This is a genomic window from Ensifer adhaerens, assembly GCF_000697965.2.
Classification (GTDB): domain Bacteria; phylum Pseudomonadota; class Alphaproteobacteria; order Rhizobiales; family Rhizobiaceae; genus Ensifer; species Ensifer adhaerens.
Genome location: NZ_CP015882.1, coordinates 87,861 through 104,706 on the forward strand (window position 1 = coordinate 87,861; position 16,846 = coordinate 104,706).

The window sequence follows — 16,846 nt, forward strand, 5'->3', positions numbered from 1 at the left end:
CTGTGGTCATCCGCACACCTGACGACTACCCGTGATACCGAAGTGCGCTGCGGTTTGTCAGGGTTCGCCCTGACGCACCAGCCTGTGAAGTCAAGGGAGGATGGAGACATGGATGTACGCGCCGCCGTTGCCGTTCAGGCAGGCAAGCCGCTTGAGGTCATGACGGTTCAGCTCGAAGGCCCGCGGGCCGGCGAAGTGCTGATCGAGGTCAAGGCCACAGGCATCTGCCACACCGACGATTTCACCCTGTCCGGCGCCGATCCGGAAGGCCTGTTCCCGGCGATCCTCGGCCATGAAGGCGCCGGCATCGTCGTCGACGTCGGCCCGGGTGTGACCTCGGTCAAGAAGGGCGACCACGTCATCCCGCTCTACACGCCCGAGTGCCGCTCCTGCCCTTCGTGTCTGTCGCGCAAGACCAATCTGTGCACCGCGATCCGCTCGACACAAGGCCAAGGCCTGATGCCCGACGGCACCTCGCGCTTCTCGATCGGCAAGGACAAGATCCACCACTACATGGGCTGCTCGACCTTCGCCAACTACACGGTGCTGCCGGAGATCGCGGTTGCCAAGGTCAATCCGGACGCCCCCTTCGACAAGATCTGCTACATCGGCTGCGGCGTGACGACCGGCATCGGCGCCGTCATCAACACGGCACAGGTGGAAATGGGTGCGACTGCGATCGTCTTTGGTCTCGGCGGCATCGGCCTCAACGTCATCCAGGGCCTGCGCCTTGCCGGTGCCGACATGATCATCGGTGTCGACCTCAACAACGACAAGAAGGCCTGGGGCGAACGCTTCGGCATGACCCACTTCGTCAACCCGAAGGAGGTCGGCGATGAAATCGTGCCTTACCTCGTCAACATGACCAAGCGCGGCGCCGACCAGATCGGCGGCGCCGACTACACCTTCGACTGCACCGGCAACACCAAGGTGATGCGCCAGGCGCTCGAGGCCTCGCATCGCGGCTGGGGCAAGTCGGTGGTCATCGGCGTTGCCGGCGCCGGCCAGGAGATTTCCACCCGGCCGTTCCAGCTCGTCACCGGCCGCAGCTGGATGGGCACCGCCTTTGGCGGTGCGCGCGGCCGCACCGACGTGCCGAAGATCGTCGACTGGTACATGGAAGGCAAGATCGAGATCGACCCGATGATCACCCACACAATGCCGCTCGAAGACATCAACAAGGGCTTCGAACTGATGCATTCGGGCGAGAGCATTCGCAGCGTGGTGTTATACTGAGCGCGGGTTGAGGACCGTTTCCAGACTGCAAATGTACTTTTTGCGCTGCAGCGTGATCTAGCCGGCGGCGCCAACAAGCAGCCGGGCATTGTGCGCCGGCCAGAAGGAGGAGAAGCCCATGCCAAGCATTGCGATCCATCCATCCCTCGACAACGGGTTCAAGGCGACGGACGCTGCCTTTTCCGGCGGCACGCTGGTCTGCAACTGCGCGAGCAATCCCGTGAAGGTCCGCGTCAAGGGTGATATCGCCCACAACCATGTCTGCGGCTGCACAAAGTGCTGGAAACCAGATGGTGCCGTGTTCTCGGTTGTCGCCGTCGCGCCAACGGAAAATGTCGAGGTGCTCGAAAATGGCGACAAGCTTGTGGTCGTGGACCCGGCGGCGCTGATCCAGCGCCATGCGTGCAAGGATTGCGGCGTACACATGTACGGCCCTGTCGAACGCGACCACGCGTTCAAGGGCCTGTCCTTCGTTCATCCCGAACGGTTCCAGGAAACGGGCTGGGCAAAACCGGGGTTTGCGGCCTTCGTGTCTTCGATTATTGAAAGCGGATACGATCCGGCAAAGATGAATGGCGTGCGTGACCGCCTGCGAGACCTTGGTATTGAGCCCTATGACTGCCTCAACCCGGACCTGATGGACTTCATCGCCACCTGGACGGCGAAAAAGTCGGGCGCTCTGCCCAGTTGAGCGCAGGCAGAGACCGGCCGAGAGCGACGGTGTGGCGTTGCCCTTTTTTCAATGGCGAGTCTTATTTCATGTTGCTGCCGCGGGTTGAAGCGTACTGTGTCGAACACAGGCGAATTCAACCGCGGCGCTGGAGCGTCACTCGATATCGCGAAACTTGTCTGGTTGCCTCGCTAAGCTGAATGCCAACTGATAAGGCTGCTCATTCTCCTGAACGATCAGTTCTCATTTCCAGTGCGTTATCCGAGCGGTAGCTCGGCATGATCCCGTCAGCCGATCCGAAATAGCCTAACGCAATCCGTCGACATCAACTGGTTCGGCAGCCATTGTTTGAAGCGAGAATCCGCTGAACGCCAGGATCACTGATAAAACTTTGGGCATCGTGTTGGCTCGCCTCCTTTGTCGCGGTGCCATTGCGAGAACTATTGCATCAGCCGGCCTTCTAACCGCAAAGCGGCGACAGTAGACTAAAGGCATCACAATAGCGGCGCAGCTGCCGCAACTTCAAAATTTCATACCATGATCGTCTACCTCGTGGTCGCGCGGCGCGACTCAGAACGTGCGAGATTGTGGGCCGCCGGATTCGCAAGAGCAGTGAAACAAACTGGCTAGTCATGACCTCCAAACAACGTCGGAACTGACGGGCTGCTTCTCTAAAAGCAGAAGGTGTGGGTGTGCCGTGTTTGTTTCCGATTTGTGCGTCTGGGAGCGCATAATGTATCGACTGAAACAGCGCGCTGCGACGATTGGCCAGCCTTAGCTGATCTTCCGAGGACGCCCGCACTTCGCGCCGTTGGCCCAGCTTGTCTCGATCGGGCAGGCACTGGTCCGGTTCTAGCCTTTGAGCCACTGAGAGTGCCTGAACAGAACGATCAGCCGTGCTATTGTTGGCTCGGAGCTCTTTTAATAGACGTCCTGGCTCGCAACCTGACGGCTGAGCGATCCCTGGATACGCTCTATGCCCGAAAAATGAGGGGCCACTGTTGATGCGGAAACCCAAGCCGGCCGGATTGTAATTCAACCGTCGATAGATGAAGCCCTCGTCAAGCTGGCATCTCAAAGCCATCTCTGCGTCAAGAATGAACCGCGCTTGACTTCCGCCTCATTCCTCAGTCGCGCCAGACGATCGCGTGTGGCGATCTGCATTTCGAGTTGTGCCTCGTAGGCATTCAGCAACATTCGAGCGACTTTGGTCCTGACGCCTTGAGCTGGCAATCTTTCGACCGCTTGCCGTTGCATATATACCTCGCCGGCAGCCTCCTCGACATGCCGCTGGGCAAGGCGCAAATGCCTATTGATCATTGTCAGATCAAGTCTGCTCGAAGTCCGTCCAGGATTTCGGATCATTCTTGCACCCACGGTCACAAATGAAGGCTTGGGCGGTCGACATGGGCACAGTAACCGCAGCGTGGCTGCGGAGAAATTGGTTTCAGAGAGGGCAAGTGCCTAGCCGACGGGGCCTAAGCGTCAGAAACGTGGGGTGCGGGAAAATGTTCCGCCATGGGACTTCAGTCCCCTCACCCCCGCGCAAAAGTCCTACTCCTCTGGGCCGGCTGATCCAGTCGCACTAGATTCCCCTTAGCCTGTGGGGCTCGCCTCCCCACTGGCAGACAACGACACCAGAGCGGCCTTCGTCCCTTCAGCTAGCTCTGGTGCCGTTGTCTCCGTCGCCATGGAGGTATTTAGATGTACGAACGACACCGCCACGACCAGCCGGAGCGCAAATTTTCCACCGGGCTTCCGTTCGGGTGCTGCTGCGACCTGGATGGTTTCGGATTGGCGCCTGTTCTCACCATGTTTGATCAGGCTCGAAGCGCAGCATCCTCTATGGATGTCAGCGCGCCTTCGCAGGCGTCCCATTTCTGAGGAAGACATGTTGTCAGCGGTTGAGGGTTTGTCCATATCTCATGGCAACCGCCATTGGGCGAAAATTGCCGCACGCCGCGTTTCAGAAATCGTGGAGCGCTGGAAGAAGACGGGTTGGATCATCCTCGGAAGATGAGTGCGATCTTTGCGTTCGTCTCGACCGCGAGGACTACATCGGTAAGTGCGAGGGCTCTGAATGGGGACTTCTGACCAAGCGTTCCTGCTCCTGACGAGTTTTCCGAGCTGTCGTGCCAAGAGACCTGGGATGTGATCCTCTTGGCTCACGACACTGCCGGAGGCCTTAGAACATAAATGAGGGATATGGTGGGCCCGGCAGGACCGGAGCCGACGGCCTTAACCATCGAGTTCCCTCCCAGCAGAGAACCTCTGAGGGCAACCGATCGATCAAGCTCTGGTCTGGACGAATTTCCGTACAAACTTTGGCGCTGTGAGGGAAGCAGGTCTGAGCCGTCGACGTCGGCAATGTTATATTCCTATCCAGTTATCGCCGGTTCGTATTTTCGTATCCCTTCAAATCGAGGGATTGATAGTTCGCAATCGAGAAGTCGCCTTACGATCCATCTTCGGACTTTTTTGAAAGCCACGCTCGCGAAGGATGTCGGCAAAGCTGAGTTCTATCTGCCGCATCCCGTGGGGGCGCAGTCTGCTCAATCACGGAATGCAACGCGCCCGAGGACGTGCATATGGTAAGGCCCGTCTCAGACAATCTATGGCGCAACACGAAGCGCGCCTTTCCGGTTCACTCGTCAAACATGAGTTCGACCACTCTGTTGGGTGGAGGCTGAAATACCTAGCCGAGTTGTTCGTAAAAGCTTAACCAATCGAAAAAGCACCAACTTCTGAGGGTTGCCCGAGGCGCGTTTGCGCACAATCTTCTTTACGCAGCCGGAGCCATGGACAGAGCCGGGACTGCGCTCTGGCGTTTGTCGTGCTCGGCAACGTAGTGAGTGGGAACGGTTGGCATGCTCCTGAACCATCGCATCACGCGCATCACCGTCGGCATCCTGCTTCTGACGCTTGCTGTCGTCGTGCTCCTGCCTGGACTGACCGGCTTTACCAGCCTCGACGGCACCGTGAATGCCCGCTTTGCCGTCATCAACGCACCGATTGACGGGGAAATCGGACAAGCGCCGCCACGCATCGGCACGCCGGTCGCCGAAAACGAGACGCTTCTGACTATCCGCAACGAACGGGTTAATCGGGCGATCCTTGCTTCCCTGCAAGCGGAAGGAAAAACGGCCGCCGATCGCGTCACGGCGCTGGAGCGTGAACGGGACGAACTCGTCGCCTTGCGCAACCAACTCGCCCATCGGCTGGAGCAATTCAAGAACGCCACCATTGCCAGTCTGGAGCGCGAACTTCGCATAATGCAGAAGCGGGTGGAGGTGTCGCGTGCCCAGGACGTCGTTGCAAGGGTAGACCTAGATAGACGGCAGGAACTGGAATCTAAGGGGATATTCACGCGCAAGATGGTCGAGGCGGCAGCCGCCGCCGGCGCGGCCACGGGCGGCGAGGTCGAGATCAGCAATTTGTCGCTCGATCTTGTCGAACAACGGCTGATGGCCCTGCGTGAGGGGATATTCATCGTCGGCGATGGTCAAAACGACGTGCCCTATTCGCGCCAGCGTCAGGACGAGGTGATCGTTCGCATAAACGACATCAACACCCGCATTGTCGAAAACAGCACGCGCGCCGACCAGATTGAACGGCAGCTGGAGGAAGAGGAGAAGCGCGTTCGCAGTCTCGAACAGGCAGAAATAGCGTCGCCGTTCAGCGGGGTGGTGTGGACCCGCAACGTCGTCAACGGCTCCAATGTCATCCTCAACAACGAGCTGTTGCGCATCCTCGATTGCCGCGAACTGTTCGTCGATATTCTCGTTCCTGAAGTCGATTACGACGAGATCTATCCGGGCCGCGAAGCGGAAGTGCGGCTTCTGGGCCGGAGCGAAGTCTTCAAGGGAAAGGTGCAGGCCGTAAAAGGCTCATCCGCCGTCGTCGAGAAAGACAATCTCGCCGCCAAGGAGCCGGAGGCCAAGGAGCGCGACGCGAGAATCCGCGTTCAACTCCTCCCCTCGGCTCTCAACACCGATTTCGGCAATTTTTGCCAGGTGGGGCGGTCCGCCCAGGTCCGCATCTCTCGGCACAATCTGCAATTGACACAGTGGATCAAAGGGCTGTGGTTCAACCTCTTCTAGCGCTCGCGCCCACATTGCTGGTGATCGCCTTCTTCCTGCTTGGGCCATCGAACTGGTCGCGGCATCAAAGCTGGGCGCGCACCATCACTTGCGCGGTCGTTGGGGCGGTCGCATTGCGCTACATGGTCTGGCGCCTCTTCGAAACCGTCCTTCCCTATCCCGCTGATGGCGCGAACGTCTGGTGGGTTTGGATCGTCTTTGTCATCGAGCTCCTTGCCTTCACGGAGGTCGTTCTTTTCCTCATCCTGATGAGCCGATACGTCGACCGCAGTCGCGAGGCGGACCGTTTGGGAAAGACGTTCTTCGCGCGCGAGGCGCAGGATCTGCCGACAGTCGATGTTTTCATTCCAACCTACAACGAGCCGCTCGATGTTCTGGAGCGCACGATTGTCGGGGCTTTGGCGCTCGACTATCCGAAGGACAAGTTCAAGGTTTATGTCCTCGACGACGGCCGGCGTGATTGGCTGAAGACCTTCTGCGCAGAGCGGGGCTCGGTCCACCTGACCCGGACGGACAATGCGCACGCGAAAGCCGGGAACATGAACAATGGGCTGCGCGCAAGTTCGGGCGATTTCATCGCCATCTTCGACGCAGACTTTGTTCCCTATCGCCATTTTCTCAAGCGCACCTTGCCGTTCTTTTCGGACGAGGGGATCGGGATTGTCCAGACCCCGCAGCACTTCTTCAACGTCGATCCGGTGCAATCGAACCTGGGCCTGGAGAACATCTGGCCGGACGAGCAGCGCCTGTTCTTCGACGAGATCGCGCCCAGCCGCGACGTCTGGGACGTCAGCTTCTGCTGCGGTTCGTGCTCGATCGCCCGCCGCAAGGCCGTCGATGCGATCGGAGGCTTCCCGACGGAGTCGATCACCGAAGACCTGTTGACGACGCTGTCGATGCTGAACAAGGGATACAAGACCCGCTACCTCAACGAACGGCTGTCGATGGGATTGGCAGCCGAGAACCTGACGGGCTATTTTGTTCAGCGGGAACGATGGTGCCAGGGCGGCATCCAGACGCTCTATCTCCACAACGGTCCGTTGCGTGGACCGGGCCTGTCGTTGTTCCAGCGGATCATGTTTCTCCCCATGTCCTGGCTGGTTCAGTACGTGGTGCGCCTGATCGTGTTGATCGTGCCGATCGCCTATCTCTGGTTCGGCGCCTTGCCGCTGCACTTCACGGGCGTTGCCGACTATGTTTCAAATCAGCTTCCGGTGCTCGCGGCCTATTTCCTCCTGATGCTCTGGATAACGCCGACACGTTATCTGCCCGTGGTCTCCAGCGCGGTCGGGACCTTCGCGACGTTCCGCATGCTGCCGACGGTTCTCTCCAGCCTCGTGCGGCCCTTCGGCAAGCCGTTCAAGGTAACCCCGAAAGGCACCGGCAACGAGGCGAACAGCTTTGACGCCTACACGTTTACCTGGATTGCCGCATTCATCGCCCTCACGGCGCTCGGACTTCTGATCAACCTCGTGCCGGAAACGGCGCAGGTCCAAGGGTCGTTCTCGGCGATCGGAGCCGTCTGGTCGGGGATCAACATCGTCGTCCTCGTCATCGCGTCGCTGATCTGTTTCGAAAAGCCGCGTCGACTTTTCCAGGCTTTCAAGCTCGATGAGCCCGCCAATGTCGACGGGACGCCGGGGCGCGTGGTCAGCCTCTCGCTCGACAAGGCGGTGGTCGCGGTTCCGCCGGAGGTGCGCTTCGAGTCTGCGCAGGTGACCCTCAGGCTCGACGGTTTCGAGCCGCTGCAGGCTGATCTGAGGCAAGTGACGCAGCGGCGCGGCGACATATCGCGTACCGGCGACAAGCGGCGCTTCTATCTTCACCTTTACTACGACCTCAACGGCAAGGAACGCGACAAGATGATCGTCAAGCTCTATACCGGCCGGTATTCCCAGGACATTCCTGATATCGACAAGGTCGCGGTTTCCGTGAACCTGTTGCTACGTGCCTTCGGTCGCACCCGTACCGTTTCGTAACCGCAGCTCAATCGGTGCTTATGACTCGCGAATTGCGAAAGCCTCATCGGGCGGAAATGGCGCAGTGTTCATGTATGCGCTCGAATGATCGCATATTGTATCGACTGGCACCTGCCAGCTTCCCCGGGTCTCGCCGCTCTTTTGATGACTGAGTGTTGGTCGTTTAGCGCTAAGTATGGTGGTATGGTGGGCTCGGCCCAACTCGACCCTGAAAGAACCAATTCGATCGTCCGGGGTTGAATGATTCGGGTCGTAATCGAGCGCATCAACGACGTTGCTCGCCTGGTCGATCGGACTAATGGGGCGAGCTTAGCCGGAATCCCTTAGGCCGCCACTTCGCCGATCAGTGAACCAGCCGGGATGTTCCATTCTTTGCTGAGCTTTCTAATCTGATCCAGATTAATTTCCCGTTTTCCGTTCAGAAGATCGGCCGCCCGCGCTTTCGAACCAATGACCGCCACGAGATCGGCGCGCGTGTAGTTGTTCGCAGCCATCACCGACTTGACCACCTCAACAGGGCTCGCCGTCGGGATTGGATAGTGCTTGCCCTCGTACTGTTCGATCAGAAGGACGAGCGCGTCAAAGTGCGCAGCTTCCTCAGAGCCTTCTTCGGGTTCGTCTTCGAAATATGGCCGAACTTCCTTCAGTGCGGCGTTGTACTCGGCCTCACTCTGAAGCGTCCGAAACCCTTTCAAATCCAACATGTCGACTTCCTTTCACGTCAGAGTTCTTTGACGTCGATCGCATCGTGCTGGGCGTGCGTCCCGACAAACAGGACGAAAATCCGCTTGGACCGAAATGCGACCAGCCCCACAATGCGGTACTTGTTGCCGCCGACGTCGAAGATAACCTTGTTGCCGGCCACCAGATCAGCTGAGTTAAATGTCTTCTTTAACCCGCTAAAATTACTCCAGCTCGCCTTCGATGCGGTAGTATACCATTCCGTCATTGCGGCTCGCGCGGCCTCTCGGGGGACGCCTTTCGGCAAGCTATTCCAAAAGCTGACCAGCGCAGATTTAGCGATAACGTTCACTTGAGTCCCTATTTAACGAATTCCCAATTTGGAAACAAGCACAAAGTTTCCAATTTGGGAATTTTGTTGCGAGTCATTTTTTGATAAGATCCAGTCAACGCTGAATGCAAATCTCGGGCAGCACTGTCTGACATACCTTCGAATGCGGGTCCAACTCGGAAAACCCGCCATCCCTTTGGCCGCCAGCGATCAAGTTCACTTATGGGGCTTGGTCGCCTTCACCATCTTTGGGACCTTCCGCGAAACCTCCTCAAGCGTCGTCATAACCCGGTTCACCTGCGAGAGCGTGGACGTCAGCTCAGGAGCATATCGGACAATGAGATACTCTTGAGCTGAGGAGAGCGTTGCCAGGTGCGCCAGCGTGCGCTTGCGCAACACAAGTCTTGCGGCCCCCGCTCTTCGGGCCGGCTCGCCAAGGTCATGTTGGAAGTTGTGGATCGGCTCGTCATCGAGGCCTCTCGCCTGAAGAAGAGCATCGAGATAAAGCTCGACGGCATGAAGAGCCAGCAGCCTTTGCGGAAAATGGTTAGGACCGGATGGGTTCTCACCCAGCTTGACGGCGGCGGCTTTGTATTGCGTCGCCAGGTTCAAAACGTCTCGCACGCCCGTTGATTAGCCGAGGTCCATGTTGCTAGATCTCCCCCTCAGAGTGAAACTGCGGGCGGGTTCCGACCGCGTCGGCAGTCGTTCGTGACGGTACTGATCGTCTCGCGCACCGTTGATCCGGATGAGGTCCTTCAACAGGGTTCGCAGCTCTGGCCAGGGGGCTTCCTCGAGTTTGAGGTCCGGGTCATGCGTAACGATCAGGCAGTGAAGCTTTGCGGCGACTTCGATCACCGAGGAGACCGGTGCAATCAACAGCACCCGCCCCACTCCCGATCACGCATTCGCCACCCTCCGCCCGGCCGATGCCGTCGAGATCCCGCCGGCGACAAAGCTCGCTAGGGCCGGATGACGAGCGCTCCTGGTTTGTTTTGACGGGAAGTAACCGCTTTGCCCCGCCAGACCCGGACGTCCGGCCGCTCGACACCGATAGCGGCTACCACGGCCCGTTGCCTCCACCCCTATTCGAAGAGGTGAAGCGTCGCTTTGCCGGGCTCGCGCGCAGCCAAAGACATCAGGCGACCCCGCGTGGTTCCTAAATGCGATTTGTTCCTGCAAGCAAAATGGCGCATCGCATGGCGTTCCGGAAAAGACGGGAACCCATCCGGCAACCATCGGTTCGACCGCGCCTTGCGCCGGAATATTGATGCCGTAGAAATGACCGACTTTCTAGACCGCCGTAGCTAACTTCAATCCTGTAAGGCCCAGTCGGCCACCTCCCAGCGCATCTGGCCACGGTCGGCGACGACACGGCCGAGCCCTGGGAAGGGCATGTGCGTGGCGGCGATGAGTGCGCCCTCCGAAGCGGCGCGAGGGAAAAAGCGGTCGCGCATTGCCTTGGCCGCTGCCCGGTCCTGCTCGAACAGGAAGAACACGTCGGTCGCCCCCGGATGCACGACCGGAAAGATCATGTCCGAGACCATGATGAGGCTCTTTCCGTCATCTTCGACCCGCACGCCGATATGGCCGGGTGTATGGCCGGTCAGGTCGACAATTGAGACGCCGCGCACAATTTCGCGTTCTCCGTCAATCGCCTGGAGTTTCGGGTAGAGGCGCACCACCTCCTCCGCCATCTTAAAGCTGGTTTGCAGATAGTCGGGCGCGCCGCTGCGCTTGGCCGGGTCGGTCCAATGGGTAACGTCTCGACGATCGATGTAGAGCTCCGCCTTTGCGTAGTTGTTCTTGCCTCCGGCGATCAGACCGCCCATGTGGTCCTGATGCATATGCGTTACGATCACCGCGTCGATCTGGTCAAGCTGCAGGCCAAGCGCACCAAGCGCCTGCGGCAGTTTGCCGGTCTGACCGATCGAGCCCGCTGCACCGGCATCGATCAGGATGCGGCGCTCGCCATCATCGATGAGATACTGGTTGAAGAGGAACCGCACCCCGCTCGGCCGGGCGGTGAACTGAGCGACTGCCGCCTCCTCCACCTGGGCCGGCGCGCGTCCGGGAAAATAGTCGAAGGGCATATCGGCGTACCCGTCTGTCAGCGCCGTCACCGTGAAGCGACCGATGCGGATCTGCGCCAGCGGCGTAATGCTGACCGGCGTGTTGGGGGTATTCTGCGCGGCGGCAGGGGCCGGTGCGCCACTGATCAGTCCTCCCCCGAGGAGGCCGAGAGGAAGAGCGCTTGCAAAGGCACGACGTGAAAGTTGAGGCATGACGTCTTTCTCCTGATCATTGGCATTACGGGGAGCCGGCCGGCGTCCGCTGGATCGACGCAAAAGCTAGGATATCCGAAAGCAATAGGGTATCCTGCCATTTCTGGAACTTTCCTCTCAGTTTCCGGAAGGATACGATGGATCGGTTTGAAGCGATGTCGGTGCTGCTGGCGGTGGTGGACGCTGGCAGCCTCTCGGCTGGATCGCGGCGCTTGCATGCACCGCTCGCCACGGTCAGCCGCAGGGTCGCGGATCTTGAGAAACACCTTGGCGTGCGCCTGGTCGTGCGCACCCGCCGCGGCCTCTCCTTGACGGATGAGGGGCGCAGCTTCGTCGCCGCGTCACGTCGTATTCTGGAGGAGCTGGACGCGGCGGAGCGGCAGGCCAGCGGCGATGATGGCGCGCTGCGTGGAGGGCTGCACGTGACCGCACCGATTGCCTTCGGCGAGCGCCATCTGCTGCCAATAGCTCTGGAGTTCCTGAAGGAGCAACCCGATATCAACCTGCGTCTGACCCTCGCCGATCGTCAGCTAAGTCTGGCAGACGAGCACGTCGATGTGGCCCTGCGGATCGGACACTTGGCGGACAGCGCGCTTATCGCAACGCGCGTCGGCGCCGTCCGACGGGTGATCTGCGCGAGCCCCGACTATCTTGCCCGCCGAGGTGTTCCGCTTCAGCCGGAAGACCTCAGCCACCATGACGGCATAAGCTTTCAGGGCTTTGCGACCGCGCCGGAATGGCGCTATCGCCGGGACGGCGCGGCCTTTGCCATCGAGCCGCGCCCCAAATTCGCGGTCAATACGACGGAGGCTGCCATTCAGGCTGCAATAGCCGGTATCGGCATTATCCGCGTGCTGTCTTACCAGATCTCCGATCAGTTGCGCTCCGGCGCTCTGCACGAATTGCTGACGGACTTCGCACCGGAACCGCTACCTGTGAACGTTATCCATGGACCAGCCGATCCCCTGCCGCTGAAGGTGCGGTGCTTCCTCGACTGGATCGTCCCAAGCCTACGTGCTCAGCTGGCTTACTAGCGTCCCGCTTCAGGCGCACCCCGTTGATAGCAGTGAGGCGCACCGGTGCGAATGCTGCAAGATGCGGCTGTCCTTCCCTAAGTGCCTAACATGTCTATGCTCCGCAGCGCATACTCAATATCTCCTTCGGCCTAGGTTAGGCCGCTTGGAAAACGTATGTGAGCGCTGAGAGGGGCCGTCATTTCTTTGGCGAAGACGTCTGGCGTGTGATCGTTCGGTCAAAAGCTCACGCGCGCGCCAATCTTCCCGCCGCCCGAGCGCGAACCATCGCCCTCGACGTTAAACAGCAGTGAGAAGTCGATATTCCAGTTGTCGTGGTTGGAGAGAGCGAGCCCGGCGGAGATCCTCCCGAACAGGCCTTCGCCATCAAGCGAGGCAAGGCCGATATCCGCGCCGATCGACGGTGATAGCGTTAGTCCGTTTTCGAGCCCCAGCGTTCTCTCGACATCGAACCCGACGCTGAAGCGGGCTTGTTCCTCTATAAGCGGAGACGGAATAGTCCTCTGTCTCCTCGGTGAAATAGACCGCGCAAAATAGACCGCGCGGAGCTTCGGCGTAAGCACGGTCATTTCGTCCATTTGCCATTCGCCCGTGAGCTTCACATCCGCCATCCAGCGGCTCGTGTCGAAGCTGCCATGGAAGATGCCGGTATCGATGTCGTTCGATGAGCCGCCATAGAGCAAGTTGGCATCGAGAAAGACTCCCTTGCCGATTTCGAACGAGGCATAGGGTCCGGCCACCCAGCCATTGCCCTTCAGTTCGGCGTCCTCGTCGGTCGGACCCGTCATGTGGTCGTAGTGGAACGACAGGCCGACGAGCATGCCGTCATTGACGAGATAATCGGCGCCGACGGAAAACAGCCCGAAGTTGTCCCATTTGTCGCTTTTGTCGTCTTCGTCTTTATGGAACAGGAAGCTGCCGTTCATCCAGATGTCGAAGGGGCGATTGGTCATCACGAAGGTTTCGCCGGCTGCGGCCACATCGGCGGCATCGCGTGCCGCCTGGCTCTGGGCGAGGCTGGATGAGAAGCCGAGCCTTGCGCCTCTTTCGGACGGCGTGACGGCCGTTGTTACCGGATCGGTGCTCACCGCAGCCTTGCGTCGGTCGAGCAGGCCTGGAACCTTGACTGTCGATGACAACAAGTTCTGCCGTGTGCGGACGAAATCACGCACAAGACCGTCGATTTCCTCGCCCGCCGCCACTCGGTCCAGGGCAACCCTGTAGGTAACGCGGCCGACATTCGAAGTGCCGAGCGCGCTCTGGAGAGTGTAACCGATGAGGGCAGAGCCAGAATAGGACGGATTGGGCGTGAACCTGAGGTAATAGCCGACCGGCGTGAAGCTGCCCGCCGCCGCGAGTTCACCTTCGATGATCTCCGCCTTACCCGCGTTGGGCGGGTGCGCCACTGTTGAGGTAGACATTCTTCGGTGTCGACCCGGCGGGAACGTCGACGACGATGTCGGGTACGGTCACCGCTCGCCCCTTCAGTCTCAGCGTATAGGCCGCCGATCCACTTGCGCCGCGGCTGTCGACGACGGCAATCGTGAAGCGGTAATCATCGGGCGTCGCATCGTCGGCGATTGGCCCTGTCAGTTCTGCGGTGGATATGTTTAGGACCATGCCCTTCGGCAAGTCGCCGCTCTTAACGCTGTAAACGAGCTCGCCGACGCCTCCGGTTACCGAAATGCGCGATGAATAGTCTTCGCCGACCATGGCGTCCGGCAGCGCACCGGCAGATGGGCTGAAGACGAAATTGGTGGAAAGGACGGAGAGCGTATAGTTCGCCTGCCCTGTGGCACCGCTCGCATCCGTTGCTGTTACGGTAAAGCGGAAGTCGCCGTCAGCGGTCGGCCTTCCGGAGATGCGGGCGCTGGCCCCATCCAGCATCAAACCTCCTGGCAAGGCGGAGAGGCATCGCCCGGCCGTTCAGTCGCCGGTAACCGCGTTGATTTTGGAGACTGGGGCCGACATGGTTGTCCTCGAGGATCGTCACGTACTGCTTGTCGGCCGTGACGGTTATGATGATGTCGGTTGCCGCCGGAACCGGCGTGTTTCCCGCGGTCTCGTGGATGCGCAGCCGCACGGTTTTTCCCGGAAGCACCCGGAAATGGTAGCGCACCTCATGTCGATGAAGGGCGAAACATGAAAGATTTTCGTGCGGCTCTCTCGAATGCCCGCCGCGCTCTCTTCGCCGGGCAACACCGATGCGACATAGCTGTGCCGTTCGTCGAAGGTATTGCGCACGGCATAGATGACCGCGACCAGCTTTCCTTGCGCGTCCTAGGAGTGGAAAGCGGATTGAACCCATAACCAAACATCCGCGGAAACGCGAGCAGCAAGACACGCTCCGCCGAAGGCGGACGCTCTTTCTGGCGACGCGCCCCGATCCAATCTTCGATCACGGTTTCAAGGCGGCCAGGAGGGCTTTTGCCGTTTCGCCAGATGAGGCGGGATTCTGGCCGGTGATGAGCCGGCCATCGACGACCGTGTGGACGCCCCAGTCTTTCACCTTCGAGAAAACGGCGCCGAGACCGAGCAACTCATCTTCTACCAGGAAGGGCACGACCTCCGTCAAACCGACGGCCGCTTCCTCCGAATTCGTAAAGCCCGTGACCTTTCGCCCGTTTACGAAAGGTGTGCCGTCCGGGTTCTTGAGGCGGTGCAGAACGCCGGGTGCGTGGCATACAAGGGCAATCGTCTTGCCCGCCGCAATGAAGGCTTCGAGCAGCTTGATCGAGTTTCCGTCCTCGGCGAGATCCCACATCGGACCGTGACCGCCGGGATAGAAGACGGTGTCGAAGTCCCCTTGGTTGACGCTGTCGAGGCGAACCGTCTCGGCGAGCTGGGCCTTGGCTTCCCGGTCTGCCTTGAAACGCCGAGTGAGGTCGGTCTCGAACATCGGTTCATCGCTCTTCGGGTCGAGCGGCGGTTGGCCGCCCTTGGGCGATGCAAGGGTGATTTCGGCTCCGGCATCCCTAAAGACGTAATAGGGAGCCGCCAGCTCTTCGAGCCAGAACCCTGTCTTCTTGCCGGTGTTACCGAGGGTGTCGTGCGAAGTGAGGACCATTAGGACTTTCATGGATCATATCCTTTACACTGGAGGCGTAGATTTGAAGTCCGATCAGCCGCGTCGGCTTCTCGATGCACTGATATTGGCGTCGCAATGATATTTGGGAGATCTAGGTCTCACAATCCAGCTTTCCATCTCGATGATGGACGAAGGAGCGAGAACTTCAACGCGTTGATGGGCGGCGATAAATCGCCGCCCAGGTGGCCGAAAGGCCGGTGCGCTCTTCAGGTCTGACCGTTGCGGGCGTCGACCGGCAGGTTGGCTGCAGTGCCATCCGCACGCGCCAGGACGAAATTGTCGAAGTTGGCGATCGAGGCGCAGGAATGGTTGGGGAACACGCGCACGCGACTGCCGAGCGGCAGGGGGCGCCCGGAATGGGGGACGAACCCGTGTTCCTCGGACAGTCGCTCGAGCGTCCACAGGCCGGTTTCGCCATCGCCTTCGGCGCTGACGACGGTGCCGAACCCTGCGCCACCCATGCCATGTGCGCCGCGATCGGAGCTCATGGACTTCGAACCAGCGTCGATGATGAAGTGCGCGTCGTTCGACGCGACGACGCGGGCGACGACTGAAAGCGCGAGGTCGTCGGCGGTACAGATGCCAAGCCGAAGGGCGGTGCCGTCCAGAAAGACGTAGTTTCCGGGACGGATGCAATCGACTTCCCGGGGCAGCGGTGCACCGAGGCAAGTCGGCGTTGCGCCGACGGAAATGCAATCGACGGCGAGCCCGCGTTGCCGAAGCCTCTGGGCGAGACCGAAGAGGGCCTCGGCCTCGTCGTCGGCGATCTTGGCCAGGGCATGGGGCTCGGGAGCCCCGTAGGCATGTCCGGCGTGCGAAAGCAGTCCGGCAAATCGCAAACCAGGGGTGCCGGCGATGCTTGCGCACAGTTCAGGCGCTGCCGGGTCATCGGGTTTGAGGCCGACGCGGCCGAGGCCAACGTCGACCTTGAGGAACACGCCGATCTCGATGCCGTGCCGGCTGGCGGCCTGCGACAACGCATGGACACCTGTTTGGCTCGCCGCAATCGTGCGCAGTTCCACGCCCCGCGCCTTGACCGCAGGCAGAAGGCGATCGAGCGACGCCGCGTGGACGATGGGATAGGCCAGGATGATCGACGCAATCCCGGCTTCGGCAAAGATAAGCGCTTCGCTGGGCTTGGAGGCGGTGATGCCGCGCGCACCTGCGGCAAGCTGCTGCCGGGCGATGTGGAGGCTCTTGTGCGTCTTCACATGCGGAAACATCGCCACGCTGGCTGCATCGGCGCGCTGCTGCATGGCCTTGATATTGCGGGTGAGCCGTTTCTCGTCGACCTCGATATAGGGTGTCGGTCGGTCGGCGGCCGCTGGACGCAGGAACATTGCGGCCGTGGTCCCGCTTGTGCTGTCGCGGATATCTGTCGACGCCATGCCGGCAGCGCTCGCAGCCGGTTGCGTCACTTCGAAAGTGCTCATGTTGGGATA

General features: G+C 60.1%; 16 protein-coding genes and 1 pseudogene. 6 read left to right on the forward strand and 11 right to left on the reverse strand.

Features of this window, described 5'->3' with window-relative positions; translation table 11 throughout:
- Positions 1-108 precede the first annotated feature (108 nt).
- The 4 genes from FA04_RS27925 to FA04_RS27945 all read left to right on the forward strand — a co-directional run bounded on the left by FA04_RS27925 (position 109) and on the right by FA04_RS27945 (position 7,985).
- Positions 109-1,236: an S-(hydroxymethyl)glutathione dehydrogenase/class III alcohol dehydrogenase gene (locus tag FA04_RS27925; RefSeq protein ID WP_064817051.1), complete on the forward strand. Its 1,128-nt coding sequence runs from the start codon at positions 109-111 to the stop codon at positions 1,234-1,236.
- Positions 1,237-1,354: 118 nt separating this feature from the next.
- Complete coding sequence (gfa, locus tag FA04_RS27930) at positions 1,355-1,927, forward strand: S-(hydroxymethyl)glutathione synthase (protein ID WP_064817052.1); 573 nt, start codon at positions 1,355-1,357, stop codon at positions 1,925-1,927.
- Between the two features lie 2,846 nt (positions 1,928-4,773).
- Positions 4,774-6,006 (forward strand): HlyD family secretion protein, encoded by a 1,233-nt coding sequence (locus FA04_RS27940; RefSeq protein ID WP_034800653.1) that lies wholly within the window; start codon positions 4,774-4,776, stop codon positions 6,004-6,006.
- Complete coding sequence (locus FA04_RS27945; RefSeq protein WP_034800655.1) at positions 5,988-7,985, forward strand: glycosyltransferase; 1,998 nt, start codon at positions 5,988-5,990, stop codon at positions 7,983-7,985. The genes FA04_RS27940 and FA04_RS27945 overlap by 19 nt, the downstream gene beginning before the upstream one ends.
- Before the next feature lie 323 nt (positions 7,986-8,308).
- Here FA04_RS27945 and FA04_RS27950 read toward each other — a convergent pair whose 3' ends face one another.
- From FA04_RS27950 to FA04_RS36005, 4 genes are all read right to left on the reverse strand, one after another.
- Positions 8,309-8,689 carry a helix-turn-helix domain-containing protein gene (locus FA04_RS27950; protein WP_029742565.1) on the reverse strand — a complete coding sequence of 127 codons (381 nt, stop codon included), beginning with the start codon at positions 8,687-8,689 and terminating at the stop codon, positions 8,309-8,311.
- Positions 8,690-8,706: 17 nt separating this feature from the next.
- Complete coding sequence (locus FA04_RS27955) at positions 8,707-9,018, reverse strand: type II toxin-antitoxin system HigB family toxin (protein WP_034800657.1); 312 nt, start codon at positions 9,016-9,018, stop codon at positions 8,707-8,709.
- A gap of 195 nt (positions 9,019-9,213) precedes the next feature.
- Complete coding sequence (locus FA04_RS27960) at positions 9,214-9,609, reverse strand: hypothetical protein (protein ID WP_234798849.1); 396 nt, start codon at positions 9,607-9,609, stop codon at positions 9,214-9,216.
- Between the two features lie 21 nt (positions 9,610-9,630).
- The gene (locus FA04_RS36005; RefSeq protein WP_234798850.1) at positions 9,631-9,882 is read right to left on the reverse strand and encodes a hypothetical protein; all 252 of its coding nucleotides are present in this window, start codon (positions 9,880-9,882) and stop codon (positions 9,631-9,633) included.
- Between the two features lie 8 nt (positions 9,883-9,890).
- On the opposite strand from FA04_RS36005, the pseudogene FA04_RS36700 reads away from it, so the two are divergent.
- Positions 9,891-10,160, forward strand: a pseudogene (locus FA04_RS36700) (plasmid maintenance toxin (PemK-like)); the annotation flags it as partial.
- Positions 10,161-10,310: 150 nt separating this feature from the next.
- Here the strand turns inward: FA04_RS36700 and FA04_RS27965 are convergent.
- Positions 10,311-11,282 (reverse strand): MBL fold metallo-hydrolase, encoded by a 972-nt coding sequence (locus FA04_RS27965; RefSeq protein WP_034800661.1) that lies wholly within the window; start codon positions 11,280-11,282, stop codon positions 10,311-10,313.
- Positions 11,283-11,419: 137 nt separating this feature from the next.
- On the opposite strand from FA04_RS27965, the gene FA04_RS27970 reads away from it, so the two are divergent.
- Entirely contained in the window at positions 11,420-12,316 is an 897-nt protein-coding gene (locus FA04_RS27970) for a LysR family transcriptional regulator (protein ID WP_034800664.1), read from the forward strand.
- A 218-nt stretch (positions 12,317-12,534) separates the two neighbouring features.
- Here FA04_RS27970 and FA04_RS27975 read toward each other — a convergent pair whose 3' ends face one another.
- The 6 genes from FA04_RS27975 to FA04_RS27995 form a co-directional block, all read right to left on the reverse strand.
- Positions 12,535-13,737: an autotransporter outer membrane beta-barrel domain-containing protein gene (locus tag FA04_RS27975; RefSeq protein WP_082936595.1), complete on the reverse strand. Its 1,203-nt coding sequence runs from the start codon at positions 13,735-13,737 to the stop codon at positions 12,535-12,537.
- Positions 13,697-14,203, reverse strand: a complete 507-nt coding sequence (locus FA04_RS27980; protein ID WP_051659557.1) for a putative Ig domain-containing protein — start codon at positions 14,201-14,203, stop codon at positions 13,697-13,699. The genes FA04_RS27975 and FA04_RS27980 overlap by 41 nt, the downstream gene beginning before the upstream one ends.
- Complete coding sequence (locus FA04_RS36010; RefSeq protein ID WP_234798910.1) at positions 14,157-14,399, reverse strand: hypothetical protein; 243 nt, start codon at positions 14,397-14,399, stop codon at positions 14,157-14,159. Before FA04_RS36010 ends, FA04_RS27980 begins: the two co-directional genes overlap by 47 nt.
- Positions 14,333-14,560 carry a DUF1365 family protein gene (locus FA04_RS36595; RefSeq protein ID WP_335669423.1) on the reverse strand — a complete coding sequence of 76 codons (228 nt, stop codon included), beginning with the start codon at positions 14,558-14,560 and terminating at the stop codon, positions 14,333-14,335. Before FA04_RS36595 ends, FA04_RS36010 begins: the two co-directional genes overlap by 67 nt.
- Positions 14,561-14,714: 154 nt before the next feature.
- Entirely contained in the window at positions 14,715-15,395 is a 681-nt protein-coding gene (locus FA04_RS27990) for a type 1 glutamine amidotransferase domain-containing protein (RefSeq protein ID WP_034800666.1), read from the reverse strand.
- A gap of 215 nt (positions 15,396-15,610) precedes the next feature.
- Positions 15,611-16,837 carry an alanine racemase gene (locus tag FA04_RS27995; protein WP_082936596.1) on the reverse strand — a complete coding sequence of 409 codons (1,227 nt, stop codon included), beginning with the start codon at positions 16,835-16,837 and terminating at the stop codon, positions 15,611-15,613.
- Between the last annotated feature and the right edge of the window lie 9 nt (positions 16,838-16,846).

Bases quoted from the DNA above. Each gene is read 5' to 3' on its own strand.
- FA04_RS27925 (WP_064817051.1), top strand. From the start codon at position 109: ATGGATGTACGCGCCGCCGTTGCCGTTCAGGCAGGCAAGCCGCTTGAG.
- gfa (WP_064817052.1), top strand. From the start codon at position 1,355: ATGCCAAGCATTGCGATCCATCCATCCCTCGACAACGGGTTCAAGGCG.
- FA04_RS27940 (WP_034800653.1), top strand. From the start codon at position 4,774: ATGCTCCTGAACCATCGCATCACGCGCATCACCGTCGGCATCCTGCTT.
- FA04_RS27950 (WP_029742565.1), bottom strand. From the start codon at position 8,689: ATGTTGGATTTGAAAGGGTTTCGGACGCTTCAGAGTGAGGCCGAGTAC.
- FA04_RS27965 (WP_034800661.1), bottom strand. From the start codon at position 11,282: ATGCCTCAACTTTCACGTCGTGCCTTTGCAAGCGCTCTTCCTCTCGGC.
- FA04_RS27970 (WP_034800664.1), top strand. From the start codon at position 11,420: ATGGATCGGTTTGAAGCGATGTCGGTGCTGCTGGCGGTGGTGGACGCT.
- FA04_RS27975 (WP_082936595.1), bottom strand. From the start codon at position 13,737: ATGTCTACCTCAACAGTGGCGCACCCGCCCAACGCGGGTAAGGCGGAG.
- FA04_RS27980 (WP_051659557.1), bottom strand. From the start codon at position 14,203: ATGCTGGATGGGGCCAGCGCCCGCATCTCCGGAAGGCCGACCGCTGAC.
- FA04_RS27990 (WP_034800666.1), bottom strand. From the start codon at position 15,395: ATGAAAGTCCTAATGGTCCTCACTTCGCACGACACCCTCGGTAACACC.
- FA04_RS27995 (WP_082936596.1), bottom strand. From the start codon at position 16,837: ATGAGCACTTTCGAAGTGACGCAACCGGCTGCGAGCGCTGCCGGCATG.